The sequence below is a fragment of the Actinacidiphila yeochonensis CN732 genome, from assembly GCF_000745345.1.
GTDB lineage: Bacteria > Actinomycetota > Actinomycetes > Streptomycetales > Streptomycetaceae > Actinacidiphila > Actinacidiphila yeochonensis.
The window spans coordinates 159,469-177,639 of record NZ_JQNR01000002.1; the positions used below are offsets into that span (position 1 = coordinate 159,469).

The 18,171-nt window shown below is 70.5% G+C and carries 19 protein-coding genes; 2 read left to right on the plus strand and 17 right to left on the minus strand.

Annotation, left to right across the window (positions count from 1 at the left end; translation table 11 throughout):
* Positions 1-74: 74 nt before the first annotated feature.
* The 16 genes from BS72_RS01125 to BS72_RS01200 all read right to left on the minus strand — a co-directional run bounded on the left by BS72_RS01125 (position 75) and on the right by BS72_RS01200 (position 14,860).
* Positions 75-380 (minus strand): endonuclease/exonuclease/phosphatase family protein, encoded by a 306-nt coding sequence (locus tag BS72_RS01125; RefSeq protein WP_037905423.1) that lies wholly within the window; start codon positions 378-380, stop codon positions 75-77.
* Positions 377-1,309 (minus strand): exonuclease/endonuclease/phosphatase family protein, encoded by a 933-nt coding sequence (locus tag BS72_RS01130; protein WP_037905426.1) that lies wholly within the window; start codon positions 1,307-1,309, stop codon positions 377-379. The genes BS72_RS01125 and BS72_RS01130 overlap by 4 nt, the downstream gene beginning before the upstream one ends.
* A complete protein-coding gene (locus BS72_RS01135; RefSeq protein ID WP_051950423.1) occupies positions 1,306-1,917 on the minus strand; it encodes a DUF6624 domain-containing protein in 612 nt (203 codons plus the stop codon). The genes BS72_RS01130 and BS72_RS01135 overlap by 4 nt, the downstream gene beginning before the upstream one ends.
* Positions 1,914-2,180, minus strand: a complete 267-nt coding sequence (locus BS72_RS01140) for a helix-turn-helix domain-containing protein (RefSeq protein WP_078900918.1) — start codon at positions 2,178-2,180, stop codon at positions 1,914-1,916. The genes BS72_RS01135 and BS72_RS01140 overlap by 4 nt, the downstream gene beginning before the upstream one ends.
* Positions 2,181-2,206: 26 nt before the next feature.
* A complete protein-coding gene (locus BS72_RS01145) occupies positions 2,207-2,629 on the minus strand; it encodes a recombinase family protein (protein WP_051950425.1) in 423 nt (140 codons plus the stop codon).
* A gap of 178 nt (positions 2,630-2,807) precedes the next feature.
* Positions 2,808-4,667, minus strand: coding sequence for a glycoside hydrolase family 15 protein (locus BS72_RS01155; protein ID WP_051950427.1), 1,860 nt, complete (start codon positions 4,665-4,667; stop codon positions 2,808-2,810).
* A gap of 58 nt (positions 4,668-4,725) precedes the next feature.
* On the minus strand, positions 4,726-7,848 hold the full coding sequence (locus BS72_RS01160) for a lantibiotic dehydratase (RefSeq protein ID WP_037905430.1): 3,123 nt from the start codon (positions 7,846-7,848) through the stop codon (positions 4,726-4,728).
* 51 nt (positions 7,849-7,899) lie between these two features.
* Positions 7,900-8,070 (minus strand): hypothetical protein, encoded by a 171-nt coding sequence (locus BS72_RS36200; protein ID WP_157856112.1) that lies wholly within the window; start codon positions 8,068-8,070, stop codon positions 7,900-7,902.
* Positions 8,067-8,513, minus strand: coding sequence for a hypothetical protein (locus tag BS72_RS01165; protein ID WP_051950430.1), 447 nt, complete (start codon positions 8,511-8,513; stop codon positions 8,067-8,069). Before BS72_RS01165 ends, BS72_RS36200 begins: the two co-directional genes overlap by 4 nt.
* Entirely contained in the window at positions 8,510-9,757 is a 1,248-nt protein-coding gene (locus tag BS72_RS01170) for a cytochrome P450 (RefSeq protein WP_037905432.1), read from the minus strand. The genes BS72_RS01165 and BS72_RS01170 overlap by 4 nt, the downstream gene beginning before the upstream one ends.
* 17 nt (positions 9,758-9,774) lie before the next feature.
* A complete protein-coding gene (locus BS72_RS01175) occupies positions 9,775-10,335 on the minus strand; it encodes a GTP-binding protein (protein WP_232792174.1) in 561 nt (186 codons plus the stop codon).
* Positions 10,325-10,717, minus strand: a complete 393-nt coding sequence (locus BS72_RS01180; protein WP_037905433.1) for a DUF742 domain-containing protein — start codon at positions 10,715-10,717, stop codon at positions 10,325-10,327. Before BS72_RS01180 ends, BS72_RS01175 begins: the two co-directional genes overlap by 11 nt.
* Positions 10,714-11,178: a roadblock/LC7 domain-containing protein gene (locus BS72_RS01185; protein ID WP_037905436.1), complete on the minus strand. Its 465-nt coding sequence runs from the start codon at positions 11,176-11,178 to the stop codon at positions 10,714-10,716. The genes BS72_RS01180 and BS72_RS01185 overlap by 4 nt, the downstream gene beginning before the upstream one ends.
* A gap of 14 nt (positions 11,179-11,192) precedes the next feature.
* Complete coding sequence (locus tag BS72_RS01190; RefSeq protein ID WP_037905439.1) at positions 11,193-13,724, minus strand: nitrate- and nitrite sensing domain-containing protein; 2,532 nt, start codon at positions 13,722-13,724, stop codon at positions 11,193-11,195.
* 33 nt (positions 13,725-13,757) lie between these two features.
* On the minus strand, positions 13,758-14,264 hold the full coding sequence (locus tag BS72_RS01195; protein ID WP_157856113.1) for a hypothetical protein: 507 nt from the start codon (positions 14,262-14,264) through the stop codon (positions 13,758-13,760).
* A 140-nt stretch (positions 14,265-14,404) separates the two neighbouring features.
* The gene (locus BS72_RS01200; RefSeq protein WP_051950434.1) at positions 14,405-14,860 is read right to left on the minus strand and encodes an ATP-binding protein; all 456 of its coding nucleotides are present in this window, start codon (positions 14,858-14,860) and stop codon (positions 14,405-14,407) included.
* A 306-nt stretch (positions 14,861-15,166) separates the two neighbouring features.
* On the opposite strand from BS72_RS01200, the gene BS72_RS01205 reads away from it, so the two are divergent.
* Both BS72_RS01205 and BS72_RS01210 read left to right on the plus strand, forming a co-directional pair.
* Complete coding sequence (locus BS72_RS01205; protein ID WP_037905445.1) at positions 15,167-16,546, plus strand: hypothetical protein; 1,380 nt, start codon at positions 15,167-15,169, stop codon at positions 16,544-16,546.
* Positions 16,547-16,729: 183 nt separating this feature from the next.
* Entirely contained in the window at positions 16,730-17,221 is a 492-nt protein-coding gene (locus BS72_RS01210; protein ID WP_037905448.1) for a TrmO family methyltransferase domain-containing protein, read from the plus strand.
* Positions 17,222-17,286: 65 nt separating this feature from the next.
* On the opposite strand, the gene BS72_RS36205 is transcribed toward BS72_RS01210, so the two are convergent.
* Positions 17,287-17,652, minus strand: a complete 366-nt coding sequence (locus BS72_RS36205; protein WP_157856114.1) for an ATP-binding protein — start codon at positions 17,650-17,652, stop codon at positions 17,287-17,289.
* Positions 17,653-18,171: the final 519 nt, after the last annotated feature.

Below are 18,171 nucleotides of genomic sequence, written 5' to 3' on the forward strand. Positions count from 1 at the left end.
TGGGGTTCGTCGTAGAGCTGGGGCGGGTCAGGGGATGGTCGCGGCGGCGATCTCGCGGTCGAGGTCGACCACGGTCACGTCGTGGAGGGAGATGGCCAGACGGGAGCCGAGGAAGAGGTGGCGCCGCGGATCGTCGAAGGCGCCCGGTAGAGGGTGAGCAGGTGGCAGTTGTGGCTGTTGGACGGGGCGAACTGGGCTTGCAACCCGAGAAGTTCGGCGAAGCCGAGCATGCGGGCGTAGCCGCCCTCGTCCCACTTCTTCGCCTCCTGCAGGCACAGGACGTCCAGGTTCTGCGCCCGCAGGAACTCCGCCTGGGCGCGCCAGCGCTCACCGCCGCCGTGGAGCAGGTTGTACGTACCCAGCCGAACGGTGGTGGTCATGCCGCACCGCCGGCGGCGGCCGGGTGGTGGCCGTGGGCGGACGCGGCGTGCCGGTTGTCGTGCGCCTGATACATCGCGGCGGGCCGATGCAGGATGGTGCGCATCTGCGCCACGTCGAGCTTGGCGCGCAGGGGCAGGTGGTCGGACAGCCGGCGCAGTTCCGGGGTGTCGCAGACGGTGAAGTCGGCCAGGGCGGGGGCGAGTTCCGCGCTGAGGTATCCGCGGTCGATGCAGTACCGGGGTCCCTTCGGTCGGCCGGGGTGGTCGCGGTAGCCGGAAGAGGGGTTCAGGGCACCCGGCTGACCGAGGTGCTCGGCGGCGTGGCGGCCCATCTCGACGTATCCGGCGGCGAGCATCTCGCGGTCCGGGCGGTCGTCGGTGTGCCGGCGGCCGCCTTCGAAGTAGGTGCGGTTGGCTACGAAAGCGAGGTCTTCGTAGTCCTCCCACGGACCGCCCTCGTCGACGCGGTAGCTGTTCCAGTCCCAGAAGTGGAGGGCGAGCCAGCCGGGCTTAGCCAGGGTGGAGCACCACTTCGCTTCGGTCAGCCGGTACTCGGCGGACCAGTAGCAGGCGTGCCCGCTGACGCAACTGATCTGCCGCGGGCTGAAGGTGCCGTCGTCGTCGCGCAGTTTCACCGCGATGTTGGCCGGGGCGTGCCAGGGGGCCCAGCTCTGCTCGTACTCCTCGACGAAGGCGAGCGGGCCGCCGCGCTTGAGGAAGACGGCGTTGTCGTTGTTGCTGCCCGGCCGGTGGACGGCGATGTACCCGTCCATGCCCAGCCGCTCGGCGAGGACGTCGAGCTGTCCGGGCTGAACCTCCTGCTGGAAGAAGATGTCCGGGTCCTGCTGCTGCACCCAGGCAGCAGCCTCCTCCCAGTTGATGCCCTTTTCGACGTTCCAGTTCAGCGCGGTGATCGTGCTTGGGTTCATGCCGCGTGCCTTTCGGGCAGAGGGGCGGGCTCCGCAGCAGCGGAGACGGATAACGAGGCGTGGGGCCCGTGGCGCTCACGCAGACCGCGGGCCTGGTCGTCGTAGGGCGGCAGGCCGGCACTGGCCCTGCGGGTGTCGAGCTGGGCGGGGCCGGTGATCGGGTGCGGTTCGAGCCGGCCGTCGGGGCGGTACCAGTGCTGGGTTCCATACACCTGGGCCTGTCCGGCGTTGACGAGACAGCGATCGTGCAGGTGGGCGAGTTGGGCACTGGTGGCGTCGCCAACTTCCACGGCCTTGCGGAGCAGGCTCAGCAGCGTCCGCTGGAGCGCCGGGTTGTGGTCGCTGTGCACCGCGATGTTCACGGCGGCCTGGCAGGCTTCCGGGCCCACGGTGCTGCGGCCGGGCCACTGCCCGAGCCGTTCGACGATCCGCTTCAGTCCGGCGGTGTTTTCTCGCTGGGCTTGGTCGAGTGCCGCGAGCGCGCCCGGCGTCATGGCCAGGCGTTCGGCGCCGGGCGTGCGCCAGTGCTCCCTGGCGCGCTGCTGGCGGCCCAGCAGGTCCTCGGCGAGAGCGGGGTAGCCCGGCGCGGGCTGGCGGGGGTCGTTCACGATTTCACCTGCCCTGCCGCACCGCCGGTGCGGGGCCCGCGCCTGGTGGCTCCGGCCTCGCTCAGGACGGAGTGGATGGCGCCGTAGGAACGCCCCGTCGCCTCGCAGATCTCGCGGATGGTGACCCGGCGACCGGGGGTGCGGTAGGCGGCTACCACCTGCTTCGCGAACTTCTCCCGTTTGGCGCCGGTCAGCTTCTTGCCCGTCTCGATGACGGGCAGGTCGAGGCGCTCAGGGGGTGGCTTCGGGCTCGGTGTCGTCACGGCAGCTGCTCGCGCTCTGGGCGGGGTCACAGCACGTTCTCCTCGCGCGCGAGGGCGAGCGCGGCGCCCGCGTCCCGGATCTGGGCGAGCATTGCGGCGTACTCCCTGTCGTCGTCGCTGATGTCGATTTGGGAGGCGGCGAGGATGCCGTGGATCTCCCGTCGCCGGGCCGCGCCGAGCAGCCGGGCGAGCTGCGGTCTCGTGGCCGGGTGGGTCGGCCCCGTGAGGTCGAAGGTGCGGTCCGCGACCGTCCAGCCGTGCCGTGTCGCGAGGGCCTGTGCGGCGGCAAGACGGGGTGCGGGATCCTGCCGGGGGCCGACCAGGACGTAGAGCGCAAACCGCGGCTCGCCCGCGATATCCCGCAGGACCGTCTCCAACTGCGTGCGTCGCAGCGCGCCCAGGTGCGACTGCGCCGAACGGGGACGCGGGAGCGCCGTTGCGGCGTTCATGCCGAGCCTCCCGCCGTCGTCAACTCGCCCCACGCACGGACCGGTCGGGGCCGCACACGGGCGTCGTGGAACGCGGCGTACGGTCCGGCCGTGATGAATCCGGGAAGGGGCACCCGTAAGGCGAGAAGGAGCTCCGCCACCGTCACCGATATGCGCAGGGGCAGGTCGCTCAGGGCGGTCACCGGTTCCTCCCCGCGGGGTTCAGCGCGCGGGCGCCGTCGGCGCGCGGGGAGGGGACGGCGGCCGCGGCGCGTTCCAGGGCGGTGGCCGTGTCGATGAGCGCGACGTGGGAGAAGGCCTGCGGGAAGTTCCCGACCTGCTCCTTGCGGCGGCCGTCCCATTCCTCGGCGAGGAGCCCGACGTCGTTGCGCAGCGCCAGCAGCCTCTCGAAGAGCTCCCGGGCCTCGTCGATCCGGCCGATCATCGCCAGGTCGTCGGCGAGCCAGAACGAGCACGCGAGGAACGCGCCCTCATCGCCCTCCAGGCCGTCCACGCCTTCGTCATCCCCTGCCGTCGGGTAACGCAGGACGAAGCCGTCCGGGGTCGCCAGCTCCCGCTGGACCGCCTCGATCGTGCCGATCACGCGCTTGTCGTCGGGCGGGAGGAAGCCCATCTGCGGGATCAGCAGAAGTGAGGCGTCCAGTTCGGCGGAGCCGTACGACTGCGTGAAGGTGTTCCGCTTCGGGTCGTATCCCTTCGCACACACGTCGCGGTGGATGGCCTCGCGCAGGCCGCGCCACCGCTCCAGCGGGCCGTGCGCCGCTCCGGACTCGATCAGCTTGACCGTGCGGTCGACGGCGGCCCACGCCATCACCTTGGAGTGCACGAAGTGCCGGCGCGGCCCGCGGACCTCCCAGATCCCCTCGTCCGGCTCGTGCCAGTGCTGCTCCAGCCACTCGACCAGAGCGATCTGGAGGTCGGCGGCCGTCTCGTCCACCCCGAGGCCGGCCTGCCGGGCCCGGTCGAGGGCGTCGGTGACCTCGCCGTACACGTCCAGTTGCAGCTGGTGGGCGGCCTCGTTGCCGATGCGGACGGGCCGGGAATCCAAGTGGCCTGGCAGGTGGGCGAGTTCGGATTCCGGCAGGCGCCGCTTTCCGGTGATCCCGTACATGATCTGCAGCCTGTTGGGATCGCCCGCGACGGCGCGCAGCAGCCACGCGGCCCAGTCGCGGGCCTCCTCCCGGTAGCCGGTACGCAGCAGGGAGGACAGGGTGATCGCCGCGTCCCGCAGCCAGCAGTAGCGGTAGTCCCAGTTGCGGGAGCCGCCGATGTCCTCGGGCAGCGATGTCGTCGGTGCCGCGACGATCCCGCCGGTGGGCGCGTAGGTCAGCGCCTTGAGGGTGATCAAGGAGCGCATCACCGCCTCGCGGTACGCGCCGTGGTAGGTGCACTGCGCCGCCCACTGCTCCCAGTAGGCGAGTGTCCTGGCCAGGGCGCCCTCGGGGGAGATGACGGCGGGGGGCGCCTGGTGGGAGTCGCGGTAGGTGAGGGTGAAGGTGACACGGTCGCCCTCGGACACGGTGAAGTCCGAGCACAGGACGCCGTCGAATACAGCGGTGGGTGCCGGAGTGTCGAGCCACAGCGCGTCCGGGCCGGCGACCAGCACGTGGCGCTCGCCAACGGGCACGATCCGGGGGCGGACGAGGCCGTAGTCGAACCGGGGGCGCAGCCGGGAGCGGACGGTGACCCGGCCGCTGACGGCTTCGACGATCCGAACGACGTGCGGGGTGTGGGTCTGGTCCTCGGACGGGGGCATGAAGTCGGTGATCCGCAGGGTGCCGCCGGAGGTGACCCAGGTCGACTCCAGGGCGAGGGTGTCGCCGACGTAGCGGCGGCGGGTCGCCGGTGCGGGCGGGGTTCCGTCGCCGAGTGGGCCGAGCTGCCACGAGCCGTGCGTCTCGTCTCCCAGGATCGCGGCGAACGCGGCAGCGGAGTCGAAGCGCGGGAAGCAGCTCCAGTCCAGGGAGCCGGTCCTGCTGATGAGGGCGGCGGTGTGGAGGTCGCCGATGAGGGCGTAGTCCTCGATACGCTGAGACATAAGTGATATATCCGTCCGATATGGGCGTGCTGCGGCTCGTGTGCGAGGGTGCCGGAGGTCAGGTAGCCGGGCGGCGCGGCTTCGTGCGGGCCAGGGCGATTGCTCTGGCCAGCCGCCAGGCGGTGCCGTCGAGGGCTTCGTCCGCCAGGTGAAGGTGTGCGGTGAGCAGCACGCGCAGCACGGTGTCCACGTCGGCGCGCTGTGACGCTTCGAGGGCGGCCCGCTGCTGGTCCAGGGCCTTGCGCCGGGCCGCCCAGTGCTCCTCGACGAGGACGCGCCCGGCGGTAGTGCGGCGCAGCGCGGCCCAGTCGCCCGGGAGGATGAGGTCGCGCGCCTGCTGGAGCAGCGCCTTGGGGAGCTGTGCGGTCGAGCGCGGCTTGGGCTGGGCGGACAGCCAGCGCATCCCGCCGGTGACGTCCTGGCACAGGCCGGCGGCGATGGCGACGAGGTTCGCCGCCGCGAGGACCGGCCGAGGGGGCAAGTCGTGCTGGCGGGCGTGCTGGTGGGCAAGCACGGCCGAGTCGGCCGCCCAGACCTCTTCCGCGGCCACCAGGACCTGATGGCCACCCCACACCCCACTGTGCGGGCGGTACGGCACGAACGCCATGTCGCTGATCACTCCGGTCTCCACCAGGTGACCGGCCCATCCGCCGAGGGCACGCATTGCGTCGGTGGCCTGTGTGGGATCGCCAAGGCGGACGGTCAGCTCGGTGTGCACGACCTCGTCTTCGTCGCGGGGGGTGATCCACCAGATCGCGTCGGGGAGTTCAGCGGCGAGCTGGGGAAGGTGGTCGACGAACAGGGCGTGGCGGACCTGTGGCTGGCAGACCAGCCGGACGGACAGGTACGGCGAGGCGCCGGGCAGGTGGACCTGGCCGCGTCCCGTCACCGGCGCCCGCCGTACGTCCGGGGCGGGCCGGCGCGGCGCGGTGGAGGACAGGTAGGTGACGATCTCGTGGGGCCGGCCGCCGCACCAGCCGTAGGCGTCTGCCGGCTCGGCCTCGATCAGCGTGAGCTGCCCAATGGTGCGCGGCCGCTCCAGATGCGAGCGCAGCAGCACACGGTGGGCCGGCTGCTTCAGGTCCAGGCGCAGCGGAGTGTCGAAGTGCTCCAGGTAGACGTGGCGGGGCAGGCGCCAGTGCGCGCGCAGCCCGGCGAAGGCCTCCTCCCACACGTTCGAGGGCGCGTCCGGGCCAGGAAGGCCGGTGTGGGCCAGGCGCCAGGTGGCCGGGGCGAGGATAGTGCGTCCCACCCGAACGCGGGGCCGGGCGGCCAGGTGCCGCGCGGTGCCCCAGTCCCAGGCTGCGAGGTCGCCGATGCTGCCGATCAGCCGGCTGCTCTGTCCGCGCTGCAGCTCGTCCAGGAACCGGGCGATCCCCGGGGTCTGACATTCGAGCTGGAGCGGGTGCGGGATCGCGGCCTCGATGACCTGCCCTCGGGAGAGCGAGACCAGGTGCAGACGCCCTTGGTGGCAGAGCACGGCCAGGTCACCGAGCACGATGACGTCCGGGTCGCCCTCCCGGAACTCCGACAAGGAGATCAGCGGCGCGTTCAGGCGCGGCGTGTGCGTGATGTGGATCGCCTGCGGCCGCAGGGAGGGAAATGACAGTTGCGCGGGCAGCGCTCCTCGTACGGTGGTCGGCCGGCGGCCCAGCATGCCGAGCAGGTCGCTGGGCGCGTCCTGGTCGGCGAGCACGGCGGCGAGCCGGCCGCCGCTGAAGTGTCCCCAGCCGCGGCCGACGCGCCGCACCTGGAAGGTGAAGTCCCCAGCGTCCAGGGCGCCCGTGCTGGAGGCGTGCAGGGAGCCGGCCAGCTCGAGGTGGGCGGGCGCGTCCGCGGCGCCTGGTGGCCGGTCTCCGGCGAGTTGCTCGATGAGGGCCTCGTCCAGGACGAGGTCCTGCCCTTGGGTGACGGCGCGCTGGGCGAGCGCCGTCAGCAAATCGTCGCGGCGGCCCGTTTGCGGCTGGGGGGCCCGCTCGGTGCCGTGGTAGTCCTCGGGCAGCCCGAGCCCGGTGTGCGGGTCCAGCAGATCCAGCAGCGGTACCGGTGTCTCGTCGCCGTACCACGCGCGGAAGCGGTCGCGGTAGCGGACCCAGGCGCTGGTGCCGCGCGGCTCCGGCGTGACGCGGGCCAGCACGCCGGCCGCCTCTTCGACCTCCCAGGCCACCACCCGGGGCAGCGTCAACTCGGCGTCCAGCCGGGCGTCCACGGCCAGCGGTGAAGCCTCGTCGACCACCTGACGCATCCGCTCCGCGACAGCGACGCGGCGCCGGTCTGCTTCCTGCGGGGCTGTGGCCGGCCGCGGGTTGAGATCGCGGATCTGGGCGTGGATCTGCGGGAGCGTCGAGACCAGCTCAGCGCCAGGGCCGTCCGGCGCGACGGCCGCGCGCTCCAACTCGCGCACCACATGGGCGAGTCCGTCGATGACGGTGCCGGAAGGCTGGAGGCTGGTCAGCAGCATCCGCCGCTCGATCAGCAGATCCAGCAGCTCCTCGGCGCCGCGTGGACCGAGCTCGGGATGGCCGGCGGCGAGTTTGTCGGCCACGTCGCGGTAGGGCAGGGCGGTGGTCGTCAGCCGCACGGCGTCCTCGACCGCCGGCGTGCGCAGGACGCTCACCTCTTCGACGGCCGTGCCCGTCGCGTCCAACGCGCGCTGCTGCCAGGGCAGCACCAACCGCTCGCCGCGAACCCGAAGGATGTTGTTGGCCGTGACCCGCAGCCCCTTGCGTACCTGGGGCAGTGCTTCGAGCTGCGCCACCACGGCCGCGAGCCACTGCCCGTCCGCGCGGGTGAGGAGGTGGTGGTCCTCGCCCCACCGTGCGTCGGTCGCGTTGCCGAAGCGGCCCTCGGCGATGCCGGCGAACAGGCCGAACGGTGTGACCCGGTACGACAGGCGCAGGACGTAGCTGAGCAGGGACAGCACCAGCCGTCCCAGCCCTTCTGGGTCCTCGGAACGCGCTGCGAGGTTGTCCAGGTCGCGGGCGAGGTCGGGGCTCGCGTACCGGACAGCTGCGGCGACCTGCGGGATGCTCCAGGTCTCGAGCAGCCAGGGACGCCAGGACTTCGTCCCGGAGGGCGCGCGACCAGTCAAGTCCGGTGCCGGCGGGATCGGCAGGCGGTGGAGGAGCACGGAGCGCACCATGAAGCCGCGCTGGGCGGTAAAGGCGGATCGGGAGCTCATGTCACCTCGTTCTTCTCGCTGATAGGGGGTGGGGACCGGCCGGGTCTGTGGTCACACGTCGCCGAAGAAGTGCTGAATCGCGTTCGCGGTGCCGGGCACTTCGACCACCTGGACGTCGAGGACAGCCGCGAGCGAGGGCGTACGGGACGCCGCGTCCTCGCTGCGTTCGGTGCCGTCCGAGGTGGTGTTCGCGGCCGGTTCGGTCAGGCAGGCAGTTGTCATGTCCGGGGCTCCAGGGCGGTGGTGGCGTGGGACTGGTCGGCGGCGAGGGCTGTGAGGACGGGATGGAGCAGCAGAGGGCGGCTCAGCGGTGAGCCGTCGAGGCTCACCCACCCGGAGGTGCTGTCGCGCTCGGCCCCTCGCTGGCTGAAGGGCGGGAGGGTGACGTGCGCGCCCGTCTTGAGGTAGGTCGTTTCCGGCGGCCAGGCGGGGTCGTCGGACTCCTCGGGCAGGAAGATCCCCCATTGCCCGGAGGCCGCGAAGACCCAGCCCAGGGGGGCGGTTCGAGCCGGTCTTCTCGCAAGGGCGGCCGTCACGAGCTGGCCGAGCGGCATCGGCATGAGCAGGACCTCCCAGCCGGGCCCTACCTGCCGCGATCGTGACGTTTCGGCCGGATGGGGCGACGCTTCTGCCGCGGAGCGCGGCGGCAGGGTCGCGAGGGTCATGTCACGGGTCCTTGCTGGCAGGCCTCCGGCGAACGGTCGGCGCTGTTGGAAGAGGGGGCGAGTTCGACGGCGATCGGCGCGGCACTGTGGCCGCGCAACAGGTTGTTCAGGACGCGGACCGGTTCGCCGTCGAGGGTGAGGTGGGAGCAGCGGGCGGCCAGGGCGCGCAGGACGGCGCGGGCCTGGAGCTCTGCCAGCGGGATGCCGGCGCACAGGTGCGGTCCGCCGCCGAAGGCAAGGTGCTGGTGGTTGTCGGGGCGCTGGATGTCGTAGACGTCGGCCTCGTCTCCCCACTGGCGGGGATCGCGGCCGGCGGATCCGTACAGCAGCCACACCTGTTCACCGGCATCCAGGTGGACGCCGCCGACATCGGTGGCCTGGGTCAGCAGACGGCCGAACCCTTGTATGGGAGCCTCGCGCCGCAAGGACTCGTGGAAGGCGGGCGTGGCCCAGCGGTCGGGGTCGCGGCGCAGGAGCTGCCACTGCTGGGGGTGCTGCGCGAGCTGGACGAGGCAGTCGGCCAGCCCCAAGACGGTGGTGTCGATCCCGGCGGCGGTGTACGCGGAGGCCAGGGGCACCGCGTCGCCTTCGTCTATCTCTCCGGCGTCGACGGCCTCGAAGATCGCCCCCATCCACGACTCGCGGTTGACCTTCTCGCGGATCAGCTTCTCGTGGAGCATCTCGACCATGCGGGACGCCAGCGGCAGGGCCTGCTGGTAGCGGTCGCCGTGCGGGCCGAAGACGTCGAAGGTCGCCGCGGCGCCGTCCAGCAGCACGTCCCGGTCGGCGTCGGGCAGGCCCATCAGCTCCATCACCGTGTCGCAGACCATGTGCCGGGACAGGGCGATGGCGTCGAACCTGCCGGAGGCCGTGTACTGGTCCACCAGGCGTTCGGCGCGGGCGGTGATCCGGCTGGTCAGGGCTTTCATCGCGCGGGGGGCGAGCTGTTTGGACAGCACTCTGCGGAGCTTGATGTGCCGGGCGCCGTCGGAGGCGAGCACCGTGCCGCCGAGAATCTCCTGGTTGGCGAGGGCTGTGAGGGCTATGCCGCCATCGGATCCGAAGGTGTCGGGGTCCTTGAGGATCGCGGCGACGTCGGTGTGCCGGGGTATCGCCCACACGCCGTACTCCTCCAGGTGCACGGCGGCGCCGGTGCATCGCAGGGCTCCGTACGAGGGGTATGGGTCGGCCAGGACGCGGTCGTCGAAGAGGCGGAGGGAGCTGGAGGGGGCGAGGGCGGACATGGAGGGACCTCCGGGTCTCAGGCGGTGACGGGCGGGGCGAGCCGGTATTCCAGGAGCTTGATCAGCGCGAGAGTGCTGGAGCCGGACTCGCGGGCGTCCAGCTGAAGCAGGGGGACGTGGGTCGGTAGGTCTATCGCTGCACGCAGGTCGCTGCTGCTGTATGCCGGGGCGCCATCGAAGCGGTTGACGGCGACGATGTAGGGCGCGTTGCGGGCTTCGAAAAAGTCGATACTGGGGAAGCAGTCGTCCAGGCGCCGGGTGTCGGCGAGGACGACGGCGCCCAGGGCGCCGCGGATCATGGCGTCCCACATGAACCAGAACCGCTCCTGGCCAGGGGTTCCGAACACGTACAGCGGGATGTCGTCGACGGTGCGTCGGCCGAAGTCGAAGGCCACCGTGGTGGTGGTCTTGGTCTCCACGCCGCCGGTGTCGTCGATGCCGAGACTGGCCGCGGTCATGATCGCTTCGGTGTTCAGCGGCTCGATCTCGCTCACCGCGCCGACGAACGTGGTCTTGCCGACGCCGAAGCCGCCGGCGACCACGACCTTGACGGGTGCGGGAGACAGTTCAGTTGGCACGCCGGTTCCCCTTGATGTCTTCCTGGTATTGGGCTTTGAGCCCGTTGAGCACGCGCGTGATGAGGCCGTAGCTGACGTTGTCGATCTTCGACATGTCTGCCGGGGCCTGGAGGGTGACAAGGCTCAGGTGGTGCAGGTCCGCGACCAGGACGGTGATGACGCCCACCGGTAGCTGGAGAAGTCCCGCGAGCTCGGAGACAGCTCTCGGCGACTCCGTGCACAGCCGCAGAGCGCTCAAGTGCGCCTCACTTAGCGGCTGTTCGGTGTATGCACCGCTCACGATGATCTGCGTGTCGATCGTCAGCCCGGTGCTCGGGGCCTGGATTCGGCCGCCGGTCCCGGCGTACGGACGGGACCGGCGGCCACCTGGCGCCGTCGTCACCGGGGCTGCTGGCCGGCCTGGGCCAGCACCAGCTCACGGCGGTCGACGTCCAGCATGTCGCCGAGGCCGTTGGCCAGGTCGGTCACCGCGAACCCGAGGGCCCCGAGGTTGGCCTCCGCCTTCGCCTGAAGAGCGATCACGCAGTACTGGCCGGCGCGGCTGGTGACGCACCAGCCGCCCTCCATCTCCACGACGATGCGCTGCACCGCTCCGCCTGCCTGCTTCTGGGCCTGCTGACCGGCCATGCTCGACATACCGCTCGCGAGCGCGCTCAGGTGCTCGCCGAACTCCTGGCGGGCCTTGGCCGCGTCCTGCGGCGTCTGGGCCGGGAAGGCCTGCGCGGGCCAGCCGCTGATGTAGCGGTGGATGCCGTCCTCGGTGACCACGACGGCTCCCAGGACGTGCGGAATCTGTGCGATGCGCTCGTCGAGGATGCGCTGGATCTCGGGGTTCGGGTTCATCGGTGAATCGGTCCTCACTGATTCGGGTGCTGGTATTGGGGCTGCTGTGCGCTGTCCTGGAAGGCGCCCCACTGGCTGGCTACCTGCTGGGGGTCGGACGTGGCTGGGGCCTGCGGCTGCGGGAGCTGGCCGCCGTCACGAAGAACGGCAGGGATGTGCTCTCCCCTTCTGCGCTGCGGCAAGCCGGCGGCGTGGGGGTCGGTGGCTGCGGGAAACGGCTGCTCGCCGTGATGGAGCCGCTGCCGTTCTGCGTGCGCGTCGGCCGGATCCGCGGCCGGAACCGGAGCCGGGGCTGTTGGGCGTCGACGGGGCAGTTGGCCTTGAGGGTCTGCGGTCGGGGCCTGCGCCGGCGGGTGCGTGAGGGAGCCGGGCGTCGTCGCCGGGTGTTGCTGTGGCGCCGCACCTCCGTGGTTGTCCCTTATGAGCGCCGCGGCCCCGATCAGCACGATCGCGGTGATGCCGCGGTAGGGCGAGGGGCGCAGCGAGACGTGCAGGTGGTGGCGGCCGGCGAGTCGCGCCACCACGAACAGTCCGAGCCGGCCCTTGCGGCTGGCCATCGCCTCGAACGTCGCAGGGTCGTGGTGGGTCAGCGACTTGTTCGCCGCCTCGATCGCGCCCGGGACCATGCCGAATCCCGCGTCCTCGACCTCCAGTGCGGCGCCGTGCACCGCCATGCGGCTGCGGACGACGACCTGGGCATTCGACTTGCCCAGTCCGTTGTCGAGGAGAGCGGCCACCACCTTCACCACTCCGGCGACGTGCTCGGGAGACACATAGAGGGTGTCGGTGACCTGGTTGTCCACGCGCTCGGCCGAACCGGTCTCCACAGCCGCGTCGTTGACGATGTCGAGCAGCGACTTCGGCTCGGTGTAGAAGGCGCCGTGGTCGATGGTGCCGGCCAGCACGCCGACGTGCTCCTGATGGCGCCGGGCGGCGGTGACGGAGCCGTCGATCCGGACGAGTTCTTCCAACAGGGAGGGGTGGACGTCCTGCCGGTTCATCACCTGTTCCAGGTGACCGAGGCCCTGGCCGATGTGGCCGAGGGTCCTCTCGGTCGCGGCCGACATGAACGCGCCGATCCCTCGGCGGTCGGCGGCCTGGTTCGCCGCCTGGAGCACGGCGGTGCGCTGCGCGCCGACGAGCGCGGCGGCGACGTGCCCGAACTCGTCCTCACGGGTCGGTTCGGGGAACTCGACCTCAGCATCGACCGGTTCGCCGCGCCGCAGCCGGTTCACGACGTCCGGGAGACGGCGAGCGCCGTCCTCTGTCTGGGCGCGCAGCTGCCGCAGCCGGGCGGAGATGGACCGGATCAGCCACACGATCAGTCCGGCGATCGCGAGGATGGCGGCCAGGAGAACGGCGCCCTGGATGAAGACCTGGGTCCGGATCTCGTCCGCCCGTTGGAAGCCGTGCGCCAGCAGGCCCTGGGTACGCTTCAGGTTCAGGGCCGCGATCTGGCCGCTGACCTGCCCGTAGGCGGCATCCCAGCGCGCGAGCGCGGCCGGATCGCCGATCTTCTCCTTGCCGATGTCGTCGGTCGGCGGAGTGATCACCGACCGCTGAGCCGCCTGGAGCTGGCCCCAGGCCTTGCTGGACGTGATCTTGTCGTAGAGCGTCTTCTCCGACGCCGGGAGGTAGGGGGCGATCCACCGCTCGTACATGACCTGCTGAGTGCCGTACGCCTCCGCGAAGGCAACCCGGTGCGCGGCCGTCATCGTGCTGGCGTCGCGGGCCTGCGTGATGAGCATGTCCTGCTGCGCCAGCGCGTCCGAGGCGTAGAACAGGCCGACCAGGGGCCTGGTCTCCAGGGTGAGCGGGCCGTCGTCCATCGCGCTGAGCGCCTGGTAGAAGGCGATCATCTTGTTGACGAGAGTGGTGTAGTAGCCGGTGGCCTTGTCCGGATCGCCGGTGCGCGCATCGACCTGCTCGCGGACCTTCGGAAGGCTCTTGAGCTGGGTGTAGACGGCCTCCACGTACTCCCAGCGGTGCCTCTGGTCGGTCTGGAGCTCGGTTCCCGACAGCTTGCGGAAGCTGGCGAGCCCGGCGTCGGTCTTCGCCCGCTGTTCCTGCAGCGCCTTCTTCGCCGCGCTGGTCGGGTCGGCCAGGTAGGCGGCCGTCAACTTCCGCTCGAACTGTGCCCCGACGAAGAGCGGCAGCGACGCCTCGCCGCCCAGCCGACCGGTCGTGGAGTCGTTTCGCAGGCTGCGCTGCTGATCCCACGCCGGCACGGCGTTGGTGATCACCAGGCCGAGCAGCGCGGCGATGGCGACGAACGCCAGCACGAACAGGCGGGTCCGCACCGTCATGGTGCGCCGTGGTGCTCGGTGGGCTGTGCGGTCTATGGGGGTCATGAGTCCTCGGACGAAGATGGTCGAAGCGTCGGGCACGAGAGGGGTGGACCGGCTGCCGCGCCTGTGCGGCGCGGCAGCCGGGACGGGGCACCGTGTCAGGACGGTGCTGTCGTCGCTGTCGGCCTCCGGGATCGGGTGGCACAGTGCCAGCCGGTCCTCGGGGGATCGGAAGCCGAAGCCCACGGGCAAGCCCATGCGGCGGGACATCGTGTGCCGCCGGGCTCGCGTCTACGGGGGCGGCCCACAGTCCCCCGGCGGACCCGCCCCAGCACTGATCAACTCGGCCGCCGGACCCGATCCGGGGCGCGATTGGCCGGCGGGGACGGCGTCCAGCGCCGGCATTCCGGCGAGCACCGCGATGGGAGACCGCTCGGTCTCCTCGTGTCCGGCATAGAAGGCGCTGTGGGGACTGTCCGCTGCCCGGCGTTCGCGGGAGAGGACACGTTGGGCGCCCGTGCGATGCGGCACGACGCTCGCCGGTGCGGCGTCGATCAGGGCCTGCGCGATCTCTGCGAGCCTGATGGTGAGGATCACCAGCGGCATCCGGCCCTCCGGCAACGGCTCCGCGCGGATGCGGCGTGCCTGGCTCACCAGCTCCGGGGCCGCGTTCGTGTCCTTGAGGATCCGTTCCAGGCCGGGGAGCTGACGGCGCAGACCCACGAGCAGGAGCGTGACTTCGTTGTCGGTGCGGGGCAGCGCCGACGTTCCCAACACCCGCTCCACCAGGTCCTCCACGGCGTGCACGACATCCAGGTGCCGCCGCGGGCGCCCCCACACCGGAACAGCGCGCGATGTGAGGCGCCTGCGCCCACCAAGGGCCGACCGCAATGGGGATAACACGTTGTCTCCGATCAGGGGATTCATCGAGTGGACGCTCACGAAGCCCGCCTCCGGGGGCAGTCCAGCTCCGTCCAGACGGTCTTGCCGCTGCCGGAGGGATCGGCCTCCACGCCCCATCGGTCAGAGAGCTCATCAACGAGCCGCAGGCCGCGCCCGCTCGTCCGGCTCGCGGAGAACTCCTGCTCCCGCGGCCGCACGACGGACGGATCACGCACGCCCAGACGCAGCTGGACATCGGACCACACCACGGTGACCGTGATCGTGATCCCGGACGGGAAGCCGATGCACCCGTGCAAAATCGCGTTGGCCATGAGCTCCGTGCAGATCAGGACGACATCGTCGGCAATGCCGCCAAGACCGTCCCCTTCCAGCCGTTCACGCAGCTCGCGCCGTACGCGCGAGACGGCCTCCCGCTCTGCGGGAAACGACGCTTCGAACCGCGGCTCGTGCGCAGCGAGCGCGACATCACCGGCTGCAGGGAGATTCGGCACCGCACACACTCCTTGAGTCGGCAGGCCCGTGCCCCCGCGGGACACGACGGCGGACGCAGTGGTCCGGCAACCAGGCCTGCGCGTCAGGTGGTTCATCGGCCGCTTCTCCTCGCCTGCCATCGGACGTCCCCAGCTACTCGCCCAGCGAGTCCATGTGGATGAGCTCCTCGAATCCCCCGCCCCCCGGAGGCGGTTGAGGAATATCGTCTTCACGAGACAACCGCGTCCGCGAAGCGCTGGGTATCCCGGCAAGGCCGCGGGACCAATGAACGTCATGAAAGATCGTTTCGGGGACAGGGGCGCACCATGGGGCGCACGCGCAACGTCAAACTGGCCGCTGTGATTGCCCAGACAGGCCTGTCTCAGGCCCGCCTGGCCGCTCGCGTCGGACCGGTCGCGGCGGAACATGGGGCCGACGAGCTGGCCGGCGTTGGCCAGTCCCACATTGCGAAGTGGGTCAGCGGAGTCGTCCCTGAACCTCCGGGCCCACGTATCTTGGCCGAGACGCTCTCCCGAAGCCTCGGTCGCCTCGTCACCCCCGCCGACATCGGGCTGACGACGGACAACGAGATCGAGCCGCCGACGTGGAGCGATGACACACTGACGGCGCTGGTGACGCTCGGGAGCACGGACATGGTGGACATCGACCGCCGACGACTGCTGGCAAACTCGGTCTACTCGGTAGCCGCCCTGGCCCTTCCCGAGGACGGATGGTTCGAGCGGGCCATGGATCGGGCCCGGGTACGCAAGCCCCTGTCGAGCTACGTCGTCACGGCACAGGATGTCGAAGACGTCCGCGAGATGGCCGCCATCTTCTCCCGACGCGACCAGAAACGCGGCGGCCGCGCCGGCCGGACCGCTCTCGTCGCGTACCTCCGCACTGACGTTGCCGAACTGCTGAGCGGCCGGTTCCTTTCCGAGAGCACCCGACGAGAGATGACCTCCGCAGCAGCCGAACTCGCCTACCTCGCTGGCTGGACAGGATTCGACGGCGGTGAACACGCGCTCGCCCAATACTGGTTGACCATCGCCACGAAGCTCGCCGAGGAGGCCGGAGACGCTCCGCTGGCCGGTCACGCACTGCGGGCGATGGCCCACCAGGCCGTCGATCTCGGACATCCCCAGCAGGCTGTCCGCCTCGCCGAAGCATCCTTGTCCAGCCGCCGCTACACACACGCCTGCTGGCGTGAGCGATCGCTCCTCGGTGTTGTACATGCTCGCGGCCTGGCCGCCGCCGGCGAAAAGAAGGCCGCCGTCGCCGCACTCCTGCGCGCGGAACAGGACCTCGGACGGGTCAGCGACGGAGACGACGAGCCGAACCGGGTGTTCTTCTACACCGAGGCCAGCCTCGCCCACGAGACCGCCGCCACTCTGCGCGATCTGGGCGACCTCCCCGGCGCCGAAGCCCAGTTCACTCGCAGCGTCAGGACACGGCGCGCCCAGTTCGCCAGGACGCACTCCGTCACCCTGGGATACCTCGGCGCCGTCCAAGCCCAGCAAGGACATCTCGACATGGCCTGCGACACCTGGAGCCAGGCTCTCGACGCCATGACCGGAGTCCAGTCGGGGCGGGCGAGGGAGACCGTCGTGCAGATGCGCCGATCCTTGTCGCCCTTCCGGAACCGGGCCGGAAGCCACGCCGCGGAGCTGGACGCGCGCGCTCGCTCCATGCTGAGCCAGGCGTAGACCGCGGGCCCACGAGCGTGAGAACTCGCATCCTCCGAAGCTGCGCTCATCGCGGATGCCGGCGTTGATCTGGCCGGGCGAAGGGGGCACGGGTCCCGCAACGTAGGCTGACCGCGTTGAATCGCCAATGTCCTTCTGCCGGGGCCGGAATGGCCGACCGTGCAGGTGATGAGGGGGAGACGAATGCCCGACCCTATGCGGATCGAGATCACGGCCGTCGCGGAGGTCGTAGCGGGCCACACGGACCCGGTCGACGACTTCCAGGGCGGTGTGGAGTCGATCATCCGCATGAACGAGGACTTCCCGCTGGAGACCCTCGCGGGTCTTCAGGACTTCTCGCACCTGGAGATCCTCTGGCGCTTCCATCGAGCCAGTCCGACGGATGTGGCACTGCACGCCCGAAGCCCGCGCAATAATCCGAACTGGCCGGCTACGGGTACCTTCGTCCACCGCAACCATCGACGCCCGAACCAGCTCGCCGTGTCCCATCCCAGGCTCGTACGAGTCGACGGACGGGACCTTCACGTCACGGACTTCGACGCGGTCATCGGCACGCCCGTTTTTGACGTATCGCCGTACTTCCCGGTCATGGGCCCTCGAGGCGAGATCCACGTGCCGAAATGGGTCGAGGAGATGCTCGAACGCTACTGGGACACCCCGCACGAGAAGCGGTAGGCCGTGGCATGGGCATGCCACATGAAGGTATGGCTTGACCCCGTCGCGACAGAGTGGAAGCACCATCACGGCTCCACCACCCCGGCGATCAGGACAGCCCGTACGGTCTTGCTCTGAGCTTCGGGGCTGACGAACCAGGTCAAGTCCGTGATCGCTCCCCTCCTGACGAGTTCGGCCAGGAGGCCATCGCCAACGCCGGCTCGAACATCTCGGAAGTCGGCGAACACGGGATTGAAGTCCCTCACGTCGACCAGCAACTGCTGCGATTCGGTGATGCTCAGGCACACCTGCAGGGAGGTGTCGACGTGTTGTGAGGTGCTGCCGTGCTGGAGAGCGTTGTCCACCAGCGCGGACAGCACTTGCAACGCGGCCGGAACGCTTCCACGCCAGTTCAACATCGTGAGACCGACGCGCCCCTTGACCCGGGCCATCTGGCGCGCTGTGGGTACGGCGAGCTCGACAGGATGCTGCCTGGTGATTGGACTGCCAATCGGAGACAGCTTCGATGCGGGCGCCAACCACCCTGCTCCCACCCCGTCCAGGGGAACCACCCACGCGCTGTCCGCTGCGTAGACACCGGGGCCGGCCGCAACTCGAACGTCACGTCCCTGCGTCTCGTCGCGGGCTAACTGATCAGCCAACTCAGGCCGGCGGTCCGCGGCGTCCAACGGGATGTCCTCCCGCCGAGCGACGGTGGGGACCTCCCCGTCGTCCGCTCCTTCTGACCTCATGGACTTGCCTCTCGAAGCCTCGGCAACACCGCCGGCAGACCCGTGGCCTTGCCTCGGGGACCGCCAACATCCAGCACGGCACGGCAGTTCACCACCACGAATTGGTTGCACATCGTGGTCGCCCACTTACGATGGACCTAACTTAGTGCCGTCCGCAACCCTCCGAGCTACAAAATGCAGGACTGGCATCTGATGAAGGACAAGCGCCCCCCTCATGGC

Bases quoted from the DNA above. Each gene is read 5' to 3' on its own strand.
- BS72_RS01125 (WP_037905423.1), bottom strand. From the start codon at position 380: ATGACCACCACCGTTCGGCTGGGTACGTACAACCTGCTCCACGGCGGC.
- BS72_RS01130 (WP_037905426.1), bottom strand. From the start codon at position 1,309: ATGAACCCAAGCACGATCACCGCGCTGAACTGGAACGTCGAAAAGGGC.
- BS72_RS01145 (WP_051950425.1), bottom strand. From the start codon at position 2,629: ATGAACGCCGCAACGGCGCTCCCGCGTCCCCGTTCGGCGCAGTCGCAC.
- BS72_RS01155 (WP_051950427.1), bottom strand. From the start codon at position 4,667: ATGTCTCAGCGTATCGAGGACTACGCCCTCATCGGCGACCTCCACACC.
- BS72_RS01160 (WP_037905430.1), bottom strand. From the start codon at position 7,848: ATGAGCTCCCGATCCGCCTTTACCGCCCAGCGCGGCTTCATGGTGCGC.
- BS72_RS36200 (WP_157856112.1), bottom strand. From the start codon at position 8,070: ATGACAACTGCCTGCCTGACCGAACCGGCCGCGAACACCACCTCGGAC.
- BS72_RS01165 (WP_051950430.1), bottom strand. From the start codon at position 8,513: ATGACCCTCGCGACCCTGCCGCCGCGCTCCGCGGCAGAAGCGTCGCCC.
- BS72_RS01170 (WP_037905432.1), bottom strand. From the start codon at position 9,757: ATGTCCGCCCTCGCCCCCTCCAGCTCCCTCCGCCTCTTCGACGACCGC.
- BS72_RS01185 (WP_037905436.1), bottom strand. From the start codon at position 11,178: ATGAACCCGAACCCCGAGATCCAGCGCATCCTCGACGAGCGCATCGCA.
- BS72_RS01190 (WP_037905439.1), bottom strand. From the start codon at position 13,724: ATGGGCTTGCCCGTGGGCTTCGGCTTCCGATCCCCCGAGGACCGGCTG.
- BS72_RS01205 (WP_037905445.1), top strand. From the start codon at position 15,167: ATGGGGCGCACGCGCAACGTCAAACTGGCCGCTGTGATTGCCCAGACA.
- BS72_RS01210 (WP_037905448.1), top strand. From the start codon at position 16,730: ATGCCCGACCCTATGCGGATCGAGATCACGGCCGTCGCGGAGGTCGTA.
- BS72_RS36205 (WP_157856114.1), bottom strand. From the start codon at position 17,652: ATGGCCCGGGTCAAGGGGCGCGTCGGTCTCACGATGTTGAACTGGCGT.